This is a genomic window from Nocardia acididurans (assembly GCF_016741815.1).
GTDB classification, from domain to species: Bacteria; Actinomycetota; Actinomycetes; order Mycobacteriales; family Mycobacteriaceae; genus Nocardia; species Nocardia acididurans.
This window is the reverse complement of record NZ_JAERRJ010000002.1, coordinates 100,869-119,858: the sequence shown is the minus strand read 5'-3', so window position 1 is coordinate 119,858 and position 18,990 is coordinate 100,869. Positions and strand designations below refer to the sequence as shown.

Here is an 18,990-nt window from a genome sequence, read left to right as displayed (position 1 = left end):
TCCGCGAAGGGCATGAGACCCGCATCATATACCGCTAAGTTCGTTATCGAGCAGGAGGCCCGAATCGGCCTGCCACTCACGAGGATTCGACCGACGCATCCGGTGCGAGCCGGGGGAGAGGAACGCATGTCGCAGCCGGGAGTACTGCGGGTCGCGCAGCTGAACATGGGCTCACTGCTGGAACCCGGATGGGAGGAGCGCCGCCACGAGATCCTGGCCTGGTTCGAGCGCCTCGACCCGGATGTGGTGTGCCTGCAGGAGGTCTGGGAGAACACCGCCGAACCGGGCAGCAATACCGCCGCCTGGCTCGCCGGCAACGCGCCCGAAGGCCGTTGGCACTGGTGTTTCGGCGGTTTCGAATTCCCGGAGGACGCCTGGCCCGGCCGTGATCTCACCGGATTGCGTTTCGGCTCCGCGATTCTGAGCCGCTGGCCCATCGACCGCACCGATGTGGTCCTGCTCCCCGTGGACCCCGCACCCCGCGACCCGCACCCGTCCTGGCGGATGCGCGCCGAACTCCTCTACGCGCACACCGCCGGGGCGGATGTTTTCAGCACCCACCTCGCGCCCCCGCCCGCCCAGGCCTACCAGCGGATCCACCAGGTACTGGCCATCGACGACGCCATCCGCGAACGCCAGACCCCGGGGGTGGCGCTGCCGCCCATCCTGTGTGGCGACTTCAACGCCAAACCGCAGTCGGACGAGATGCGTTTCCTCAAGGCGAACGCCGTCCTCGACGGCCGCAGCACCCACTATGTGGACGCGTGGGAAACCTTGCGCCCCACCGAAGCCGGGTACACCTACGACCCGCTCACCAACCCGCAGGCCCGCTTCCTCAACGTCCCGCCGCAGCGCATCGACTACCTCTTCGTCGGTGACATGTTCCTGCGTCCGGAGGGAGCGGGCCGGATCCTGGCCGTCGACCTGGCCTTCCACGAACCGCTCACCGGCCGGCACGCCAGCGACCACTACGGCCTGGTCGCCGACGTGCGCTGGCCGCAGAAACCGGAGGTCTGAAGCCGGGCTACCGGGCGCGCTTGCTCAGCTCTGCCGGGCGCGGTGGGTCAGTTCGACGGTAGCCGCGCGCAGATCCCCGATCGCGGCGATGGGCTCGCGGTAGCCGACGCGGGTGACCGCGAATCCGCGCGGCGTGCTCACCCGCAGATCCAGGCCGTAGCGGTCGGCGCCCTCACAGGTCGCGGCTGTCGCGTCCGGATATCCGCCGAAGGCCCGCGCCATATCCAGCAGCGCGTCGGCATGATCGTCGTTGAGGTGGGCGATGGCCCGCCCGGCGTTCGGCGATACCGGATCGGCGGTGGCCGCGGCGTAGTCCTCGGCGGTCGCCGAATCCATGCGCCCGTAGCCGCCCACCCAGCGCACCCGCCGCACCCGCAACACCCACAGCGAGAAGTCGCTGTAATCGATGTAGTACTTGGCGGCGGGCACGGCGGCCAGATGCGCCTCCCGCGCCGCGGCGGCTTCCTCGCCTGCGGGGCGCTCCACGATCCCCGACAGGGTGACCCGCGCGCCGGCCAGCGGATCCGACGGCGGATTCGGTTCCACCACAGCCAGACTCGCGCGCGGATCGGCATCGAGATTGCGCCCGTGCTCGGCGAGCCGGGACACGCACAGCACCGGCTGCCCGTCGAGCAGCCCGTAGGTGACGAACGACGCCCACGGATCGCCCTCGAGGGTCAGGCTGGCGAGGGTCGCCGTGGTGGTCGAGGCGGCCACGGTCCGGGCTTCCTCCGCCGGAGACGGCCGGGCCGGATTCTCCACTGGCGTGAGCGGCTGCGGAATCGACGGGGCATCGCCCGGATCGCCGTGATCGAGAGTCATGATCACGAGGCTACTGCCCACCGGATCGCGGGCGTCCTGGAGATGCCGGCCCCGCGCGTCACCCGTCGCGTCCGGAGGCGCGCCAATCGCGGTGGCGGCGTGCGGGTTCGATGGTGCGCAGATCCTCCGGGTTCAGCGCGAAATGCCGGGGTCCGGGGGTGGGGTCGGCGTCCGTGGTGGCGGGTGCGGTATCCCGGCCGGCCTCGGCGATCGCCCGCGCCGTCTCGATCAGCAGGTCGGTGAGTGCGCGGCCGTCGCCGCCGGAGAAGTCCGCGGCGCGCAGCGTGCGCAGTTCATTGGCCAGGCGCAGACGCAGTTGCGTCGCCTCCTGGGTGCCGTAGCCGCGCTTGCTGATCAGCTGCGCGGCTCCCCGGAGGGCACGTAAACGATCCGGGTCGTAACGCATTTCGCGCCTACCTTCGCCGGGCCGAGGAGAGCCGGACGAATTCCAGGGTAGGACGGACCGACCTGCCCGTCTACGAGACCGACCAGGACCGTTACTGATCCAGGGCGTCGATGAGCGTGGACAGCGAGGACTGCAGCATCGCCCGCTGCTGCGGATCCAGCCGCTCCATGGCCGCCGCGAACCGCTGAATCCGCGCCGAGGTGAGCCCGGTAACCAGGTCGTGCGCCGTGAGCGTGGCCGAAAGCAGTTGCGCGCGACCGTCTTCGGGGTCGGCGTCCCGCTGCACGTAGCCCGACTTCTCCAGGCTGGTCACGATGCGCGACATGGTCGGCGCGCTGACCCGCTCGATATTCGCCAGATCGCTCAACCGCATCGGCCCCTGCCGCGCGAGGGTGCCCAGCGCCGAGGCCGCCCCCGGGCTCAGCGATCCGATATCCCCCGAATGCCGCAGCATTCGCAGCAACCGGCCGATGGTGAGATACAGATCAGCGGCCTCGGTGAGCTGATCGGGATCGGCGACACTCGGGTGGTCGCGCAGCGTGGCCTCCTGGGTCAACGGTCAGATTCCCGCGCGATCGGCTGCCCGCAGTTCATCGGCTTCGTCGGGGGCGGACCCGTTGCCGGCGAACCACGACGCGACCGCGCCGATCAGCATCATAATCGCGGCCCCGAGGAAGACGACGACCAGGCCGGAGTGGAACGGTCCGGAGATCAGGTGCGGGAAGAACTCCTGCCCGGTCAGCACCTCGGTGTGCACGCCCGGCTGGTCCAGAGTGCCGCCCGCGCCGAGCAATTCCTCGATCGGGTTGTAGCCGAGGAACGCCGCGAGCAGGCTGCCCACCGGCGGCAGGCCCGCGGCGTGTTCGGCCACCGGTGCGGAGACGCCCTGCTCCTGTAGCCCGCTGCTCATGGCGTCCGGCAGCGGACCGGACAGGCCGAGGATCATGAGCGAGAAGAACAGTCCCATGGACAGCGCCATGCCGCCGTTGAACAGCGTGGCTCGCATGCCCGACGCCACGCCGCGCTGTGCGGCCGGGACGGCGTTCATCACCGCGGCGGTGTTGGGTGAGGCGAACATGCCCGAGCCGATGCCGTTGAGCAGCACGATGCCCGCGAACACCCAGTAGTTGAAGTCCACCGGAATCACCACGAGCAGAACGAAAGTCGCCGCCGTGACGAGCATGCCCGCCGTCGCGAACGGGCGCGGCCCGTAGCGATCCGACAGCCAGCCCGAAATCGGTCCCGCCGCAAGGAATCCCACGGTCAACGGCAGCAGGTAGATGCCCGCCCACAGCGGTGTCTGCTCGAAGTCGTACCCGTGCAAGGGCAGCCAGATGCCCTGCAACCATACGATCAGCATGAACTGCAAGCCACCGCGTCCGATTGACGACATCAGCCCGGCCAGATTGCCGAGCCCGAACGCCCGGTTGCGGAACAGCGACAGATCGAACATCGGCTTGGCGACCCGGCTTTCGATCCAGCAGAACACCGCCAGCAGCGCCAGCCCGCCGATCACCGACGCCAGCACCCAGGGATTCGTCCACCCGGTGGCCGAATCTCCGTACGGCTGAATGCCATACGTGATTCCGGTGAGCAGCGCGGTGAGCCCGAGCGCGAAGGTGAGCGTCCCCGGCAGATCCAGTGATCCCGGCGTCCGCTCCCCGAAATCGTGCAGCGACCGATACGACCACACCGTTCCGAGAATGCCGAACGGCACGCTCACCCAGAACACGGCCTTCCAGTCCCACTCCGACAGCACGCCGCCGATGACCAGCCCCAGGAACGAACCCGCCACGGCCGCAACCTGATTGATGCCCAGCGCGAATCCGCGTCGCTGCACCGGGAACGCGTCGGTGAGGATCGCCGCCGAATTCGCCATGAGCATGGCCCCGCCCACGCCCTGGATCACCCGCCACACGATCAGCCACATCGCCCCGCCGCCGTGGGTGAAGGGGTCCAGTGACAACGCGATCGCCGATACGGTGAACACCACGAACCCGAGGTTGTAGATCCGCACCCGCCCGTACATGTCCCCGAGCCGTCCGAACAGCACCACGAGGACGGCCGAGGCCAGCAGGAACCCCATGAGCAGCCACAGCAGGTAGCTGACATTGCCCGGCGACAGCGGATTCAGCCCGATCCCCCGGAAGATGGCGGGCAGCGAGATGATCACGATCGAGCTGTTGATGGTCACCATCAACATGCCCAGCGTCGTATTCGACAACGCCACCCACTTGTAGCGCGGATGGTCCTTGTCCACCCGCAGCCTGCGCCGGATGGTCTTCACATCGCCGGAATCGAGTCCGGTGGTGGGAGCCGTGGCCACTGTGCCTCCCGAGGATCGAGCAACTAAGACAGGAGACCAATATAGTTGCATGACGCTAACTAACAAATTGGCATGTGTCTCACCGGGGCGCCGAGTTCCGCGATGAGGTTCCGGTAGGTGGTGAAGGCCGGTTTGGGGGTGTAGTCGTCGCGCATGATGCCGAACTGGTCGAAAAGGTCGGTGCCGCCACTGTTGCCGTCCCGCAGGGACCACAGTTCGTAGGCTCGGACATTGAACTCGCCACGGTGGTCGTGGACCGAGCGGATACAGTGTTCGAGCACCGTGTCCTGCCGTGCCGGGGTGCGATCCGTTCCGGTCGGCCACCCGTGTTCGGTGATGTGGATGGGCGTGGTGGCCGGGATTCCCGCGACGGTCATCTCGCCGCGGATCCAGCCGAGGAGCTGCACCATCGCATCACGCAGGTCGCCCGGGTTGCCGTCGGCGTCGACCGGATGCATCCAGACATCGGGAAAGCAGTCCAGCCCGACGTAGTCCAGCGCCGCGGCCCAGGTGGAACCGCCGATGCGCCCCAGTTCGGCGAAGAAGTCGTCGCCGTCGAACGACGGGGCCACATTGAACCCGACCTTCAGGTCGGCCAATCCCGCCCGCCCGGCCTCGTCCTTGCCCGCCAGCACCCCGGCGACCAGCGCTTCGCGCACCCGCGGCATTTTCCCGTCGACCAGATCGGTGATCTCGTCGTCCATACGACACCACGAGGTCGAGTCGCCGCCCGTCGCTCAGATACTGCGCGAAATCATGCGGTTCGGACTCCGCCTGCATATCCGGCACCGTCATGCCATCGCCGTAGGCGAGGTAGCACCGGACCAGCAGCGGATACTCCGGCGTCGGCTGCAGCGCTGTCAACGCCGCGCGGATCCGGTCGGCGTCCGCGGGTGGCACGGTCCCGTTGGGCGAGAACCCACCGGGATAGACGCCGAACATCAATGAAGGAACCTCGGTACCCAATTGCCCTGTCCTCTCTGATGATTCACCCCGAACCCACGCTAGGCCCCTACCATTTGTGCGCAACCATTCCTGGGGGCTGCGCGGGAGGCTGGCATGATCGCGGTGTGAACCTACGATTCGGAATTCAGTTGGCGCCTACGGTGTCCGAGCTGCCTCAGGTGCGGGCGATGGCCCAGGTGGCGGACCGGGAGGGGCTGGATCTGCTGGGGATGCAGGATCATCCGTATTCGGGTGGGCTGGCCGATACGTTCGCGGTGATCGCTACCGTGCTGGCGGAAACCGAACGGCTGCGGGTGTTTCCGGATGTGGCGAGTCTGCCGTTGCGGGGGCCCGCGATGGTGGGCAAGCAGGCCGCGACCCTGGATCTGCTCAGTGGCGGGCGATTCGAGCTCGCTTTGGGGGCGGGGGCGTTCTGGCCCGCGATCGGTGCCATGGGCGGGCCGGTGCGGTCGAATCCCGAAGCGCTGCAGGCGCTTGAGGAGGCCACCGCGATCATTCGCGCCATGTGGCATCCCGGGACGAAGGCGAAGGTCCATGGCGAGTACTACTCGGTGCAGGGTGTGCAGTCCGGGCCCGCGCCCGCACATCCGGTGGGGATCTGGTTCGGCAGTGTCGGCCCGAAGGCCAATGCCCTCACCGGCCGTATCGCCGACGGGTGGGCGGCACCCATCCCGCACTACCTTCCGTACGAGAAATGGCAAGCGACACAGGACATCATCTCCGCTGCGGCGATCGACGCGGGCCGTGAACCGGGCGATATCACTCGCATGGCGCAGCTCGTCGGCACGATCACCGACACCCCGGGCCCGGTCACCCTGCGCGGCGAGGAACCCATCCGCACCGACGCCGCGGGCTGGGCTCGCATCCTGGCCGACCTCGCCGTCGGAACCGGTTTCGATACCTTCGTGTACTGGCCCGAAGCCGCCGACGAAACTCAGCTGCGCCGCTGGATCGGCGATGTCGTGCCGGCCACCCGGGCGTTGTGCGCCTGATCCGCTCTACTTGTCCGGAGGGAACTGGCCGGAGGTCTGGATCCGGCCGTTCTGCAGGGTGAAGGTGACCACGCTGGGACCGCCCTCGGGGCAGCAGAGGGCTTCGTTGCCGGTGAGCCAGTGGTACTGGACCTGCACGGTGGACTTCGTCTTACCGAGGATCTTGGTGTAGCCGTAGGGCTTGGCGGTGGCGGTGCCCAGCCAGGTGCCGTTGGCGAAGTAGAGAATGTGCATGTAGGGGTGGATGTTTCCGGAGATGACGGTCATCCACGACAGTGTGTTGTCGCAGCCGTCGGAGATGAGGTCGTCGCTGGCGAGTTCGATCTGCCAGGGCCCGGTGGCCGGAACCGCCAGCCGGGAGACGGCCTCGCCGGCCAGCCGGGAGTTGAGGTCGAAGCAGCGGCCGTGGCCACTGCCGTAGGGTGCCCCTGCCGACGTCACCGGGGCCGCGCTGGTCCCGGGGGCGGCGGTGGGCGGTTGCTGGGAGGCTGCTGTTGACTCGTCGTCCTGGCCGCCGCCCGAAGGCGCGTCCGGATTCCCCGAGGGCGCGCCGCCGGTCGGCTTCGCCGCGGACGACACCGCCGGTGCGCTCGGGGTGGGTGCGGTGGTCGGATTGGATACCGTTGTGCCGCATCCGGTTACGCCCGTCATCAGCGCCGCCGCGAGCGCGCTGAACACCATCGTTTTCGTTCTCATGATCGTCCTTCGATTCCGCCCCGACCCCGACTGCTGACGGATTCGAGCCTAGGTGCGGGGGTGCGGCGCCCACTATCCGGCGAATGCCCTAATCGGCCGTCCGATCACCTCCCCGTATCACGAATGGGTGTACCGAATGCCCGCCTACCAGCCATTTCACCCCCACCTGTGCTCTGATAGCAGGCGGCAACGTCCTTGATTCACCGAAGTGAGGAGGCGTCATGTCGTCGAGTCTCAGCAGCATGCTCGGTCCGGGAGCTGCGATCGCGCAGCTGTTGCTGGGCATGCTGGGCATCTGAGCGTCACGCGCGAGCCAGCACCGCGCGGATCGAACGCAGTTCGGAGATCCCGATCAGTCGTGCCGTCAGCAGGAAAATCGCGAGCCCGGCGGCGGCGCCCGCACCCAGACCGGCGACCCGCTCCAGGGTTGGCGTGTGGATTACCGTGTGGCTCAGCGTGATCGCGCCCAGGGTGGCGGCTGCCGCGGCAGCCGTCGCCCAGGCCACCCGGTGCACCGTGGCCGCCACCGCCGTGAATCCGAGCAGCCCGAAGCGGCGGCGCAGCAGCAGTTGACCGGCCACCGCGCCCACCGTGTAGGCGAGTGAACCGGAGACGCTGAGCATTACGATCACCGCGGGTCCGGTGCACAGCCATGCGGTCACAGCCAAGGCAGCCACCTTCGTACCCACCATGACGACATTGATCAGCGTGGGCGTACGAGTGTCGTTGTACGCGTACAGGATCCGCATCTGCAACATCACCAGCGCGAAGGGAACCAGCCCGAATGCGGAGCAGGCCACCGCCACCCCGATGAGCCGGGTCGCCTCCGCATCGACACGGCCGGTGAACACCAGCGCGACGAACGACGGACCCAGCAGACTCGACGCCATGGCTGCCGGGATCAACCCGGTGGCGAGATAGCGAGCGCCACGGGACAGATCGGCGATCACCGCTCGATGGTGCCCCAGCGCGGCCGCCCGGGAGATACGCGGCATGAGAACGGTCAGCAGCGATGCGGCGAGAATGCCGTAGGGCACCTGGAACAGCAGCTCGGCATAGGTGTAGATGGATACGCCGCCGTGATCGAACGCCACCCGCATGGTGACGCTGACACCGATCTGGCTGATCGCCGCGTAAACCACCAGCCAGGCCAGAATCGGCATTCCCGCACGGACCGGCCGCCACGTGTAGGGCAGCGGCCTGACCCGCCAACTCCACCGAAACCCCGTGCGCCGCAGCGCTTCCAACACCCACACGGCCTGCCCCGCGATACCCGCGGTGGTACCGATCCCCAGGGTCAGGAGCTGCGCGGTGGTCATGGTCGCGGGCGTCAGCGTCACCGGCCCCGGCAGCGCCACGAACACCCCGCAGGTGAGCCCCACGATCACGTTGTTCACCACCGGCGCCCACGCCGCCGCCGCGAAGCTGTCGCGCACATTGAGCACCGCGCTCACAACCACGGTGACCCCGTAGAAAAAGATCTGCGGCAGCAGCAGATACGCGAGCCAGGTCGCAAGCCGTCGCTGATCGGGCGCGGCGACGAACACCCGCACCAGCACCGGCGCACACAACACCGTCGCCACAGTGACAGCCACCAGCGCCAGTCCGGCCGCCACCAGCACACGCTGCGTGAATTCCCGGGAATGCCTGCGTCCGTGCCGCCGAGCCCTGGTCAGCAGCGGCAGCACCGCACTCGCGAGCACACCGCCGAGCAGCAGCTCATACACCATATTGGGCAGATTGTTGACCCCGTTGTAAGCGTCCCCCACAGCCGCCGTCCCCAGCACACCCGCCACCACGAGGGTGCGCACGAACCCGGTCGCGCGGCTGACGATCCCCGCCATCGCCACCAGCCCGCCCGCGCGAGCCACCCCCGCCGACTCGGAACGCCCATGCGCGCGAACCCCTGTGAACGATTCCGGTCGTGTGGGCCGCTGAATCGGCAGCGGCTGGGTCGGGAAATTGCCGTAGTCGTTCACGAGCGGTATCTCCGTGTCCGGGGGTCGCAAGGACATGATGTTGTGGCCCCGGACAGCGGACCCCGCACCCCTGTGTCAGCCACGGAGCCCGATGGTAGCGGAATAGTTAGCTTGCGAAACGTGCCGTTCGGAAACAGAATTCGCGATACCGCGCGTTACCTGCCGAAAGCCAATGCGACATTGTGGCCGCCGAATCCGAACGAGTTGTTGACCGCGTAGTCGATTCGCGTGTGCCGGGGTGAACCGGTCACTACATCGAGATCGATTTCCGGGTCCTGGCGCTCCAGATTCAGGGTCGGTGGGATCACCTGATCTCGTAGGGACAGTAGCGTCAGGATGGATTCCAGCGCGCCGGCCGCGCCGATGGAATGCCCGAGTGCGGATTTCGGCGCGTACACCGCGGTGTGATTGCCGATGGCGGCGTTGATGGCTTTGGCCTCGGCGCTGTCCCCGATGGTGGTGGCGGTGGCATGGGCGTTCACATGCGCGATATCGCTGCCTCGCAGGCCCGCGATCTGGAGTGCGCGCGTCATGGCCCGTGCCGCGCCGGTGCCCTCCGGGTCGGGCGCGACCAGGTGGTATCCGTCGGAGGTGATGGCCGCGCCGAGGAGCCGTCCGAGTACGGCCGCGCCCCGGGTTCGGGCGTGCTCGGCGGTCTCGATGACCAGGAGCGCGCCCGCCTCGCCGAATACGAAGCCGTCGCGGTCGGCGTCGAAGGGGCGGGACGCGCCCTTCGGGTCGTCGTTGCGGGTGCTGACCGCGCGCATCATCGAGAAGGCCGCCATGACAACGGGATCGATATATCCTTCGACGCCGCCGGTGACGACGATGTCGGCGTCACCCATGGCGATCATCCGCCACGCGGTGGCGATGGCCTCGGACCCGGACGCGCATGCCGACACCGGCGTCACCACGCCCGCTTTGGCCCCGATCTCCAAGCCGACCACCGCTGCCGGGCCGTTCGGCATCATCATCTGCACGGCCAGTGGTGACACCCGCCGATATCCGGCCGAGGTGAGCGCGTCCTTGGAATGCACCACCGCGTCCGCCCCGCCCTGGCCGGTCCCGATGGACACCGCGAGCCGCCGGGGGTCGACCTCCGGATTGCCCGCCGCGGCCCACACCTGCCGCCCGAGCACGGTCGCCAACTGCTCCACATAGGCCATCCGCCGCATTTCGACGCGGCTCAACAGCGTTTCGGGCCGGACCTTCAACGGCCCGCCGATCCGCACGGGGAGTTGATGCTGCTCGACCCACGGATGATCCAGCAGTTCGATTCCGGATTCACCGGCCAGCAGGCCCGACCAGGTGCCGTCGATATCGCCGGCCAGACAGGTGGAGGCCGCCACCCCGGTGACCACCACCTCCGGGAATCGTCCATCGATCGCAAACGGATTTCGCACCTGCATCACACGACTCCATCAGTGCCTTCGACCCTCGGACTAAACGATACGGATCGGGACCGGCGATTCGTGGCATAGTCGAATTCGATCTTGCCGGAAACCCGGGGCGGTGTCGGCCGATGCAGGAGGGACTGCGCGTGGAGTGGAATGGCGGCATTCTCTGGGTGGGCGCGCCAGATAGCGAGATCGAAGCCCCGGACATGCTGACCGATCTCAATCTCGATCAGATCTTCGCGGCCGCCGGGATCGCGGCACAGGAGGCGGCGGTGCGGCCGGTCCGCGACCTGACCACCATCGCCTACCGGCACGAGGTGTTCGGCGATCTCGAGGCGGACGCCACGCGCGCCGCCTTCGAAACCTTCACGCTCGGAATGCGTTCGGTGCGAAGGCATTCCGAGCGCGGGCAGCGGCTGCATCATCCGCAGCAGCGCGACCGCTGGCAGCTGGACGCCGAGGCGGTGTACTGCCGGACCGTGCGCGAGATGCGCGACGCACTGCGCGAATTGACCTTGCGCGCAAGCGGATTACGGCAGTGGCGGGCCTGGCTGGACGCGTATGCCGACGGCCCCGAGTTCCGGGAGCTGTCGGCCGGGCAGGCCCGGGTGCGCGCCGAGTTGGACGCCGTGCGCTACACCCTCCACGTGACCGGCCGGCATGTGGTGGTCGACCGGTACACGGGGCAGTCCGACTACAGCGACACCGTCGCGGCGGCCTTCGCGCGATTCCGGCCCGGTGACGATGCTGTCCGCCCGCGCGCCGGTGACCCCTGGCCGGATATGAACGAGGTGGAGGAGCAGGTCATCTCGGCGGTGACCGAACAGTTTCCGGCGGTGTTCGACGAGTTGGCCCGGCACGCCCAGCGCTTCCGCGGCTTCGTCGACCCGATGATCGCACGGTTCGACGCCGAATTGCGCTTCTATCTCGACTATCTCGGCTTCGTGCGCACCCTCGCCGCACAGGGGCTGCCGTACTGCTACCCCGAGGTGACCGCCGATTTCGCCGGGGTGTCCGCCGACGGCGGATACGACGCGGCACTGGCCCACACACTCGCGGGTACCGGGAAGACGGTGGTACGCAATGACTTCCGCCTCGACGACCGCGAGCGGGTGTTGGTGGTGACCGGCCCCAACCAGGGCGGCAAGAGCACCTTCGCGCGCATGGTCGGTCAGCTGGTGTATCTGGCCGCCCTGGGCTGCCCGGTTCCCGCCACCCGTGCCCGGATCATGCTGCCGGACAGGCTGTTCACCCATTTCGTGCGCGCGGACGACCTGACCGACCCCGCCGGGGCGCTCGCGCAGGAACTCACCCGCATGCGTGACATCCTCGCGCGCACAACGGAACACAGCGTCGTCATCCTCAACGAGAGCCTCAGCACCACCACGGCCGCCGACGCCGCGCACATCGGCGGGGAGGTGGTGCGACAACTGCTCACTCAGGGCGCGGTCACGGTGTACGTGACCTTCGTCGAGGAGCTCGCGACCCTGGGGCCGCGAGTGGTCAGCATGGTCGCCGGCGTCGCCACCCCCGACGATCCCGTCCGGACCTTCCGCCTCGAACGCCGCCCGCCCGACGGTCTGGCCTACGCGGCCATGCTCACCCACCGCCACGGCCTGACCTACGATGCCATCCGGGAGCGCATCCGATGATCCCCATCGATCTGCTGCACCCCGCCGGGCATCCCGTGCGAGTGGCGCGCAACGGGCCCGACCTCGCCACCGATCTGGGCCTGGACGAGCTCTTCACGGTCATGGCGGCCGGTGACGAATTCCTCGCCGACGTGGTGAGAACCATTGTCCCCGTGAGCCTCACCGACATCGAGGTGATCCGCTACCGGCAGCGCGTCCTCGCGGACTGCTGCGCCGACCCGGCCATGCTGCGCGCCCTCTACGCCATCGCCGCCGAGGCGACCACGGTGCGCCGCTACATGGGCGGACTGGCGGTGCTGCTGCAACCCCTCGAAGCGCTGATCGGCCACCTGCGCCGATTGCGCCGCACCTGTGAGCGGTACGCGGCCTCCTGCACCGCGCCGGGCCTGGTCCGGTTCCGCGACACCGTACGCGCCCAGCTCGATGACGACTACCTGGACAGCCTCGAAAAGCACGCGGCCGCACTGTATTTCGAGGACGGTCTGCTCTTCAGTGCCGCACTCGGGGTGGGCAACAAACCCGCCCGCATCATGCTCCACGAACCCGCGAAACCGGCCAAACGTGGCCTGTTCGGCCGTCGTTCGGGTTCCGGCTTCGAGGCCACCAGCCATTTCGAACACAACCACGACCCGCTGAAACCGGTGATCCAGCCCGCCATCGCCGCGGTGACCGAGGTCGTCGCCCGGGTCACCGACAATGTGCAGGAGTTCTTCCGCCGCCTGCGCACCGAACTCGCCTTCTACCTGGGCTGCGTGCACCTGCACGAGCGCCTGACCGCCATGGGCGCGCCGGTGTGCTTCCCGGACCCCGCGCCGATGGGCGCGGCCGCACTCGACTGCCGGGATCTGCGCGACACCGCCCTGGCGCTGACCTCGACAGCGGTGGTGGGCAACGACATCACGGGCGCGGGCATCACCTTCCTCGTGGTCACCGGGGCCAACAGCGGCGGCAAATCCACCTTCCTCCGCAGTGTGGGCACCGCCCAACTGCTCATGCAGGCCGGAATATTCGTCCCCGCCCGCACTTTCACCGCGGGCCTGCGCGACGGCGTCTTCACCCACTTCGTCCGCGCCGAGGACCCCACCATGACCCACGGCCGCCTCGACGAGGAACTGGCCCGCATGCGGGCCATCACCGACGCGCTGCGCCCGGCCGGAATGCTGCTGTGCAACGAACCTTTCGCCTCCACCAACGATCGTGACGCCACCGCCATCGCCACCCCGATCCTGTCGGCGCTGCTGGCCTCCGGCGTCACCGTCGTCCTGGTGACCCACCTCTACGACTACGCCCACCAGCGTCACGCCGCCGCCCACCCGACCGACCTGTTCCTGCGCCCCGCGCGCACCGGCGACGGTGCGCGCACCTACCACCTGACGCCCGCGGCCCCCGAGCCCACCAGTCACGGCGACGACGTCTTCGCCGCCACCTTCGGCTACCGTCTCCCCGAATAGCGCCGTCCCCGTGGGCGTTCCACCGCTATCCGACCGCGTACCCGTGCTCGAGGTACAGCGCGGTCCTGTCGCGGCGAGCCCGCAGTGCACCCTCCACCCGCCGCACCATCCGGTCCGGGAGCCGGTCCGCGACCGCCGCCGCATCGCACCACGCCCAGCTCCGCAGCTCCTCGGCCTGCAGCGTTATCGCCCGCGTCCGGTCCGCGCCGAGCACGCCGCCGTCGAACAGATACATGATCGAGTCATCCGGATAGCGGCCGGGCGGAAGCCAATCCACCACCAGCAGCGGCCCGGGGGTGACCGTCAGCCCGAGTTCCTCCCGGACCTCGCGCACCGCGGTCGCATAGGGCGATTCCCCGGCCTCCACCACCCCGCCCGGCAACTCCCAGTGATCCTTGTAGGTCGGTTCGACCAGGAGCACCCGATCGGCGTCGTCGACGAACAGGATGCCCGACCCCATGCGCTTGCGCGGCAGGCCGGCGATGTAGTCGAGTTGTTCAGGTGTCATACCAGCCACAGTAGGGAGGCTAGGGTGGCGCAGGCATGTTTCACAGTGCTGCGGAAGTCGGCGGCACGACCCGGCCGCGAAGGAGTGAATTCTCGTGGACAGAGAGCCCCTGCTGCTGTTGCACGGCGTGACCATGTCGGCGATGGCCTGGGATGACGTGATCCCGCTGCTCGCCGACGATTTCGAACCGCTCGTCCCCACGATTCCCGGACATCGGGGCGGACCCCGGCTCGAGGGCGCCGTGACCATCGAGCGGCTGGTCGACCACACCGAGCAGTTGCTCGACGAGCGCGGCCTGAATGCGGTGCACGTCGCGGGAAACTCGCTGGGCGGGTGGATGGGTGTCGAACTCGCGCGCCGTGGCCGCGCCCGCTCGGTCTGCGCGCTGTCCCCGGCCGGGTTCTGGACCGCCGGAGCCGCCGACAACACCGCGGCGACCGGCAGGCTGCGGCGCTCGATCCTGCTGGCGCGGGCCGGTCACCGGATCGCCGCGCTGCCGCTGCACGTCCCCCTCGTCCGCCGTCTGGTCTTCGATGATGTTGCGGTGCACGGTGATCGGCTAACCGCCGCCCAGGCGCTGGGCGCGGTGCGGGACGTGGCGGCCTGCACCGCCGCCGACGACATCCTCGACAGCCGGGAGAGCATCGCGCCCCTGCCGGAACCGCCCTGTCCCATCACCCTGGCCTGGGGGCAGCGGGACCGCATCTTCCCACCGTCGGTGAACGGAGCCGTTGCCCGGCAGCGCATTCCGCGGGCGCGCCATCTGGAGCTCCCCGGCGCCAGCCACGTCCCGATGATCGACGATCCGGCCCTGTGCGCGGCGACCATCCGCACTGCCGTCGCCCTCGAAAGGAGCGGCACCGGCGACTAGGGTGGCGCAGGTGAATTTCACGTATGGGGGATCGGTCATGGAACAGCGTCGGCTCAGCGGCTGGAGCCGCACCGCACCGACTGTCGCGCAGGTGTTGTCCACCCGGGATATCGAGGCCGTCGCACGGGCGGTACGCGAGGCGGGACCGCGCGGGGTGATCGCGCGCGGGTTGGGCCGCAGCTACGGGGATCCCGCGCAGAACGGGGGCGGCCTGGTCGTCGACATGACCGCGTTCGACCGCATCCACGCCATCGACCCGGACAGCGGCGTGGTGGATGTCGACGCCGGCGTGAGCCTGGACGCGCTGATGCGGGCCGGACTGCCGCACGGGCTGTGGGTGCCGGTGCTGCCGGGCACGCGGCAGGTGACGGTCGGCGGCGCCATCGGCTCGGATATCCATGGCAAGAACCATCATTCGCACGGGAGTTTCGGCAACCACGTGCTCGCGCTGGACCTGCTCACCGCGGACGGCGAGATCCGCACCATCACCCCGGACGGCGCGCAGGCCGAGCTGTTCTGGGCCACCGTGGGCGGTATGGGATTGACGGGCATCATCGTTCGCGCCCGGATTCGCATGAAGCACACCGAGACCGCGTACTTCCTCGTCGACAACGACCGCACCGACAACCTCGACGAGACCATGGAGTTGCTGACCGGCGGGTCGGACGACGGGTACGAGTACTCGATGTCGGTGCCGGACACCATCAGCACCGGGGCCAAGCTCGGCCGGGCGGGATTCAGCCGGGGCTCACTCGCCAAGCGCGACGAACTGCCGGTGAAACTGCGCGCGAACCCGCTGAAATTCGATGCGCCCCAACTGTTCACGGTGCCGGACGTGTTCCCGAACGGGATGGTCAACAAGGTCACCACACGGATGGCGGGCGAGGTGGCCTACCGGTTCTTCCCCAAGCACGCGCGCGGGCGCATCCAGAACCTGACGCAGTTCTATCACCCGCTGGATCTGATGGGGGAGTGGAATCGCGCCTACGGGCAGCGCGGGTTCATGCAGTACCAATTCTCCATGCCGTTCGGTGCGGAAACCCAGCTGGCCGACACGGTCCGGGCCATCGCGCATTCCGGGCATCGGTCGTTCCTGAACGTCTTCAAGCGGATGGGACCGGGTAACCCGGCCCCGCTGTCCTGGCCGCATCCGGGATTCATGCTGTCCCTGGACTTTCCGCTCGTACCGGGGCTGGGGGAGTTCTGCGCCGAGCTGGATGAACGGGTGCTCGCCGCCGGTGGACGGCTCTACTTCGCGAAGGATTCCCGCACCACGCCGGAGATGGTGCGCGCCATGTATCCGCGCCTGGACGAGTGGCGGCGGGTGCGCGACGCCGTCGACCCGGAGCGGGTGTTCGTCTCCGACCTGGCACGCCGGTTGCGGCTCGTCGACGGCGACCTGGTGGCCGGACGGCGATAGCGGCGGGGATACGTCAGGGACAGCGGAAAGCCTTGTCACCGACCCGCTCCGGGTCGGTGATGTGGGACAGGAACAGCCGGGCCGCCGGGGTCGGCGTGCGGGTGGTGACGGCATGCCAGGGCCTGCTCAGCGGTGTGCCGTCCACGGTGAGGATGTCGAGGAAGCCGTCGGAGACGTCGTTCTCGATGGCGTCGGTGTGAATCAGCGTGACGCCCAAGCCTTCTCGCGCGGCGGCCAGGGCCGCGCCGTGCGTGCCGAGGGTCAGCGTGGGCGGGCGGATCTGCAGCCGGTCGAACAGGGCGAGGGTGGTCTCCCGGGTGCCGGAGCCTTTGCCGCGCAGTAGCCAGGTGGCCTCGGCCGGATCGGACCAGGAACCCGGCGCGCCGACCACCACCAGTTGGCTGGGGCGGCGCGCGCGGGTGACCAGGGTGGTGTCGCGCGGTGGGCGGCCCGCGACCACGAGATCCGTTTCATGGTGCGACAATTCGACGAACAGCACATCGCGCGGCTGAATCGACAGCCCCAGTTCGATATCCGGATACCGGTTGCGGAAGGACGCCAGCAGCCGCAGCAGCACGTACTCGCCGGCGGTCGCCACCACCCCGATCCGGAGTTTGCCCGTCTCGGCCTCGCGCACCGCGGCGTGCGCCTCCTTCATGAGCCCGAGGATGCTGCGGCAGTAGTCGGCGTACACGCGCCCGGCCTCGGTGAGCGCGATCCCGCGCCCGGATTTCGCGATGAGCTTCGCACCGAGTTGTTTTTCGATGTGCGCGACGGCGGCCGAGGCGGCGGCCTCGGTGATGTGCAACTGGGCGGCGGCGCGGCGGATGCTGGAGTGCTTGGCAACGGCGAGAAAGGTTTCCATTCGGACCGCACTCACCGTACCCATCTTCAGACGGTAGCAAACTCCACTAAATGATTGAGCGAGACGCGAAATAATCGAATTGTTTGTCGTTAACGCTGCCCTCATCCTGGGAATCGCAAGTGGCCCAACCCGGTTCGCAGGAGGAATGATGGCCGGATCTGACGACGACCAGAACGCCGGACGCGGCCGGTGGGATCCGGGTGTGCAGACGTATGCCTCGATGGGATACTACGCCCCCGACTATCAGCCCAAGGATACCGATGTACTCGCCGTGTTCCGGGTGACGCCGCAGCAGGGCGTCGATCCGATCGAGGCGGCCGCCGCGGTGGCGGGCGAATCCTCCACGGCCACATGGACTGTGGTGTGGACCGACCGGTTGACAGCGCACGAGCGCTACCAGGCCAAGTGCTACCGGATCGACGAGGTGCCGGGCCGGCCCGGTGAGTACTTCGCCTACATCGCTTACGATCTGGACCTGTTCGAAGAGGGGTCGATCACCAATCTGACTTCCTCGGTGATCGGAAATGTATTCGGCTTCAAGCCTTTGGCGGCATTGCGGCTGGAGGATATGCGGATTCCCGTGGCCTATGTCAAGACCTTCCAGGGTCCGCCGCACGGAATCGTTATGGAACGGGAATATCTCAACAAATACGGCCGCCCGTTCCTCGGCGCCACGGTGAAACCGAAACTCGGCCTGTCCGCACGCAACTACGGGCGTGTCGTGTACGAAGCCTGTAAGGGCGGACTCGATTTCACCAAGGACGACGAGAACATCAACTCGCAGCCGTTCATGCGCTGGCGCGACCGCTACCTGTACGCCATGGAGGGCGTCAACCGCGCCATCGCCGAAACCGGTGAGATGAAGGGGCACTACCTCAATGTCACCGCCGCCAGCATGGAGGACATGTACGAGCGCGCCGAGTTCGCCAAATCGCTGGGCAGCGTCATCATCATGCAGGACCTGACGGTCGGGTACACCGCCATGCAGTCCATGTCGACCTGGGCACGCCGCAACGGCATGCTGCTGCACCTGCATCGCGCCGGGCACGCCACGTTCACACGGCAGAAGACGCACGGCGTGAGCTTCCGGGTGCTGGCCAAGTGGTGCCGGTTGATCGGGGTGGATCACCTGCACGCGGGCACGGTGGTCGGCAAGCTGGAGGGTGACCCGCACACGGTCAAAGGCTTCTATGACACGTTGCGCGACAACTACATTCCCACCAACCCGGGCAACGGCATCTTCTTCGACCAGGAGTGGGCGAGTCTGCCGGGCGTGATGCCGGTCGCCTCCGGCGGTATCCACGCCGGGCAGATGCATCAGCTGGTGGACCTCTTCGGCGACGACGTCATCCTGCAGTTCGGCGGCGGCACCATCGGCCACCCCATGGGCATCGCCGCGGGCGCCGAAGCCAACCGCGTGGCCGCCGAGGCGATTGCCAAGGCGCGCAACGAAGGTCGCGATCTGTTGAAGGAAGGCCCCGAGGTGCTGCGCAAGGCCGCCGAGCACTGCAAGCCGCTCGACGCCGCGCTGACCGTCTGGGGTGACGTCACTTTCGACTACACCTCCACCGACGCCCCCGACGCCGTTCCCACGGCCTCGCGCTGAAAGGCAGGACACCGCA

General features: G+C 68.2%; 17 protein-coding genes. 7 read left to right on the top strand and 10 right to left on the bottom strand.

Annotation, left to right across the window (positions count from 1 at the left end; translation table 11 throughout):
- The first annotated feature begins 126 nt into the window (after positions 1-126).
- Positions 127-1,017: an endonuclease/exonuclease/phosphatase family protein gene (locus JK358_RS04960; RefSeq protein ID WP_201944122.1), complete on the top strand. Its 891-nt coding sequence runs from the start codon at positions 127-129 to the stop codon at positions 1,015-1,017.
- 24 nt (positions 1,018-1,041) lie between these two features.
- On the opposite strand, the gene JK358_RS04955 is transcribed toward JK358_RS04960, so the two are convergent.
- From JK358_RS04955 to JK358_RS04935, 5 genes are all read right to left on the bottom strand, one after another.
- Positions 1,042-1,842 carry a HugZ family pyridoxamine 5'-phosphate oxidase gene (locus tag JK358_RS04955; RefSeq protein ID WP_201945170.1) on the bottom strand — a complete coding sequence of 267 codons (801 nt, stop codon included), beginning with the start codon at positions 1,840-1,842 and terminating at the stop codon, positions 1,042-1,044.
- A gap of 55 nt (positions 1,843-1,897) precedes the next feature.
- A complete protein-coding gene (locus tag JK358_RS04950) occupies positions 1,898-2,245 on the bottom strand; it encodes a hypothetical protein (RefSeq protein WP_201944119.1) in 348 nt (115 codons plus the stop codon).
- Between the two features lie 91 nt (positions 2,246-2,336).
- Complete coding sequence (locus JK358_RS04945) at positions 2,337-2,801, bottom strand: MarR family winged helix-turn-helix transcriptional regulator (RefSeq protein ID WP_201944117.1); 465 nt, start codon at positions 2,799-2,801, stop codon at positions 2,337-2,339.
- A 3-nt stretch (positions 2,802-2,804) separates the two neighbouring features.
- Positions 2,805-4,505, bottom strand: coding sequence for an MFS transporter (locus tag JK358_RS04940; protein WP_372440637.1), 1,701 nt, complete (start codon positions 4,503-4,505; stop codon positions 2,805-2,807).
- A gap of 125 nt (positions 4,506-4,630) precedes the next feature.
- Positions 4,631-5,275, bottom strand: a complete 645-nt coding sequence (locus tag JK358_RS04935) for a glycoside hydrolase family protein (RefSeq protein WP_201944112.1) — start codon at positions 5,273-5,275, stop codon at positions 4,631-4,633.
- A gap of 366 nt (positions 5,276-5,641) precedes the next feature.
- Between JK358_RS04935 and JK358_RS04930 the strand changes: the two genes are divergently transcribed.
- Entirely contained in the window at positions 5,642-6,529 is an 888-nt protein-coding gene (locus tag JK358_RS04930; RefSeq protein ID WP_372440613.1) for an LLM class flavin-dependent oxidoreductase, read from the top strand.
- A gap of 6 nt (positions 6,530-6,535) precedes the next feature.
- Here JK358_RS04930 and JK358_RS04925 read toward each other — a convergent pair whose 3' ends face one another.
- The 3 genes from JK358_RS04925 to JK358_RS04915 all read right to left on the bottom strand — a co-directional run bounded on the left by JK358_RS04925 (position 6,536) and on the right by JK358_RS04915 (position 10,607).
- On the bottom strand, positions 6,536-7,225 hold the full coding sequence (locus tag JK358_RS04925) for an LppP/LprE family lipoprotein (RefSeq protein ID WP_201944108.1): 690 nt from the start codon (positions 7,223-7,225) through the stop codon (positions 6,536-6,538).
- 302 nt (positions 7,226-7,527) lie between these two features.
- On the bottom strand, positions 7,528-9,204 hold the full coding sequence (gene murJ / locus JK358_RS04920) for a murein biosynthesis integral membrane protein MurJ (RefSeq protein ID WP_307817300.1): 1,677 nt from the start codon (positions 9,202-9,204) through the stop codon (positions 7,528-7,530).
- Between the two features lie 155 nt (positions 9,205-9,359).
- Positions 9,360-10,607 carry a KasA/KasB family beta-ketoacyl-ACP synthase gene (locus JK358_RS04915; RefSeq protein ID WP_307817299.1) on the bottom strand — a complete coding sequence of 416 codons (1,248 nt, stop codon included), beginning with the start codon at positions 10,605-10,607 and terminating at the stop codon, positions 9,360-9,362.
- 119 nt (positions 10,608-10,726) lie between these two features.
- Between JK358_RS04915 and JK358_RS04910 the strand changes: the two genes are divergently transcribed.
- Both JK358_RS04910 and JK358_RS04905 read left to right on the top strand, forming a co-directional pair.
- Positions 10,727-12,253 (top strand): MutS-related protein, encoded by a 1,527-nt coding sequence (locus JK358_RS04910; protein WP_201944102.1) that lies wholly within the window; start codon positions 10,727-10,729, stop codon positions 12,251-12,253.
- Positions 12,250-13,704, top strand: a complete 1,455-nt coding sequence (locus tag JK358_RS04905; RefSeq protein WP_201944100.1) for a MutS-related protein — start codon at positions 12,250-12,252, stop codon at positions 13,702-13,704. Before JK358_RS04910 ends, JK358_RS04905 begins: the two co-directional genes overlap by 4 nt.
- Positions 13,705-13,729: 25 nt before the next feature.
- Here JK358_RS04905 and JK358_RS04900 read toward each other — a convergent pair whose 3' ends face one another.
- Positions 13,730-14,212, bottom strand: a complete 483-nt coding sequence (locus JK358_RS04900; RefSeq protein ID WP_201944098.1) for an NUDIX domain-containing protein — start codon at positions 14,210-14,212, stop codon at positions 13,730-13,732.
- A 94-nt stretch (positions 14,213-14,306) separates the two neighbouring features.
- On the opposite strand from JK358_RS04900, the gene JK358_RS04895 reads away from it, so the two are divergent.
- Together JK358_RS04895 and dprE1 are read left to right on the top strand one after the other, a co-directional pair.
- Entirely contained in the window at positions 14,307-15,083 is a 777-nt protein-coding gene (locus JK358_RS04895) for an alpha/beta fold hydrolase (RefSeq protein WP_201944096.1), read from the top strand.
- A 37-nt stretch (positions 15,084-15,120) separates the two neighbouring features.
- Positions 15,121-16,503: a decaprenylphosphoryl-beta-D-ribose oxidase gene (gene dprE1, locus JK358_RS04890; RefSeq protein WP_201944094.1), complete on the top strand. Its 1,383-nt coding sequence runs from the start codon at positions 15,121-15,123 to the stop codon at positions 16,501-16,503.
- Between the two features lie 13 nt (positions 16,504-16,516).
- On the opposite strand, the gene JK358_RS04885 is transcribed toward dprE1, so the two are convergent.
- Positions 16,517-17,392 carry a LysR family transcriptional regulator gene (locus tag JK358_RS04885; RefSeq protein WP_232850800.1) on the bottom strand — a complete coding sequence of 292 codons (876 nt, stop codon included), beginning with the start codon at positions 17,390-17,392 and terminating at the stop codon, positions 16,517-16,519.
- 124 nt (positions 17,393-17,516) lie between these two features.
- Here JK358_RS04885 and JK358_RS04880 point away from each other — a divergent pair, with 124 nt between their 5' ends.
- On the top strand, positions 17,517-18,974 hold the full coding sequence (locus tag JK358_RS04880) for a form I ribulose bisphosphate carboxylase large subunit (RefSeq protein ID WP_201944092.1): 1,458 nt from the start codon (positions 17,517-17,519) through the stop codon (positions 18,972-18,974).
- The last annotated feature ends 16 nt before the right edge of the window (positions 18,975-18,990 follow it).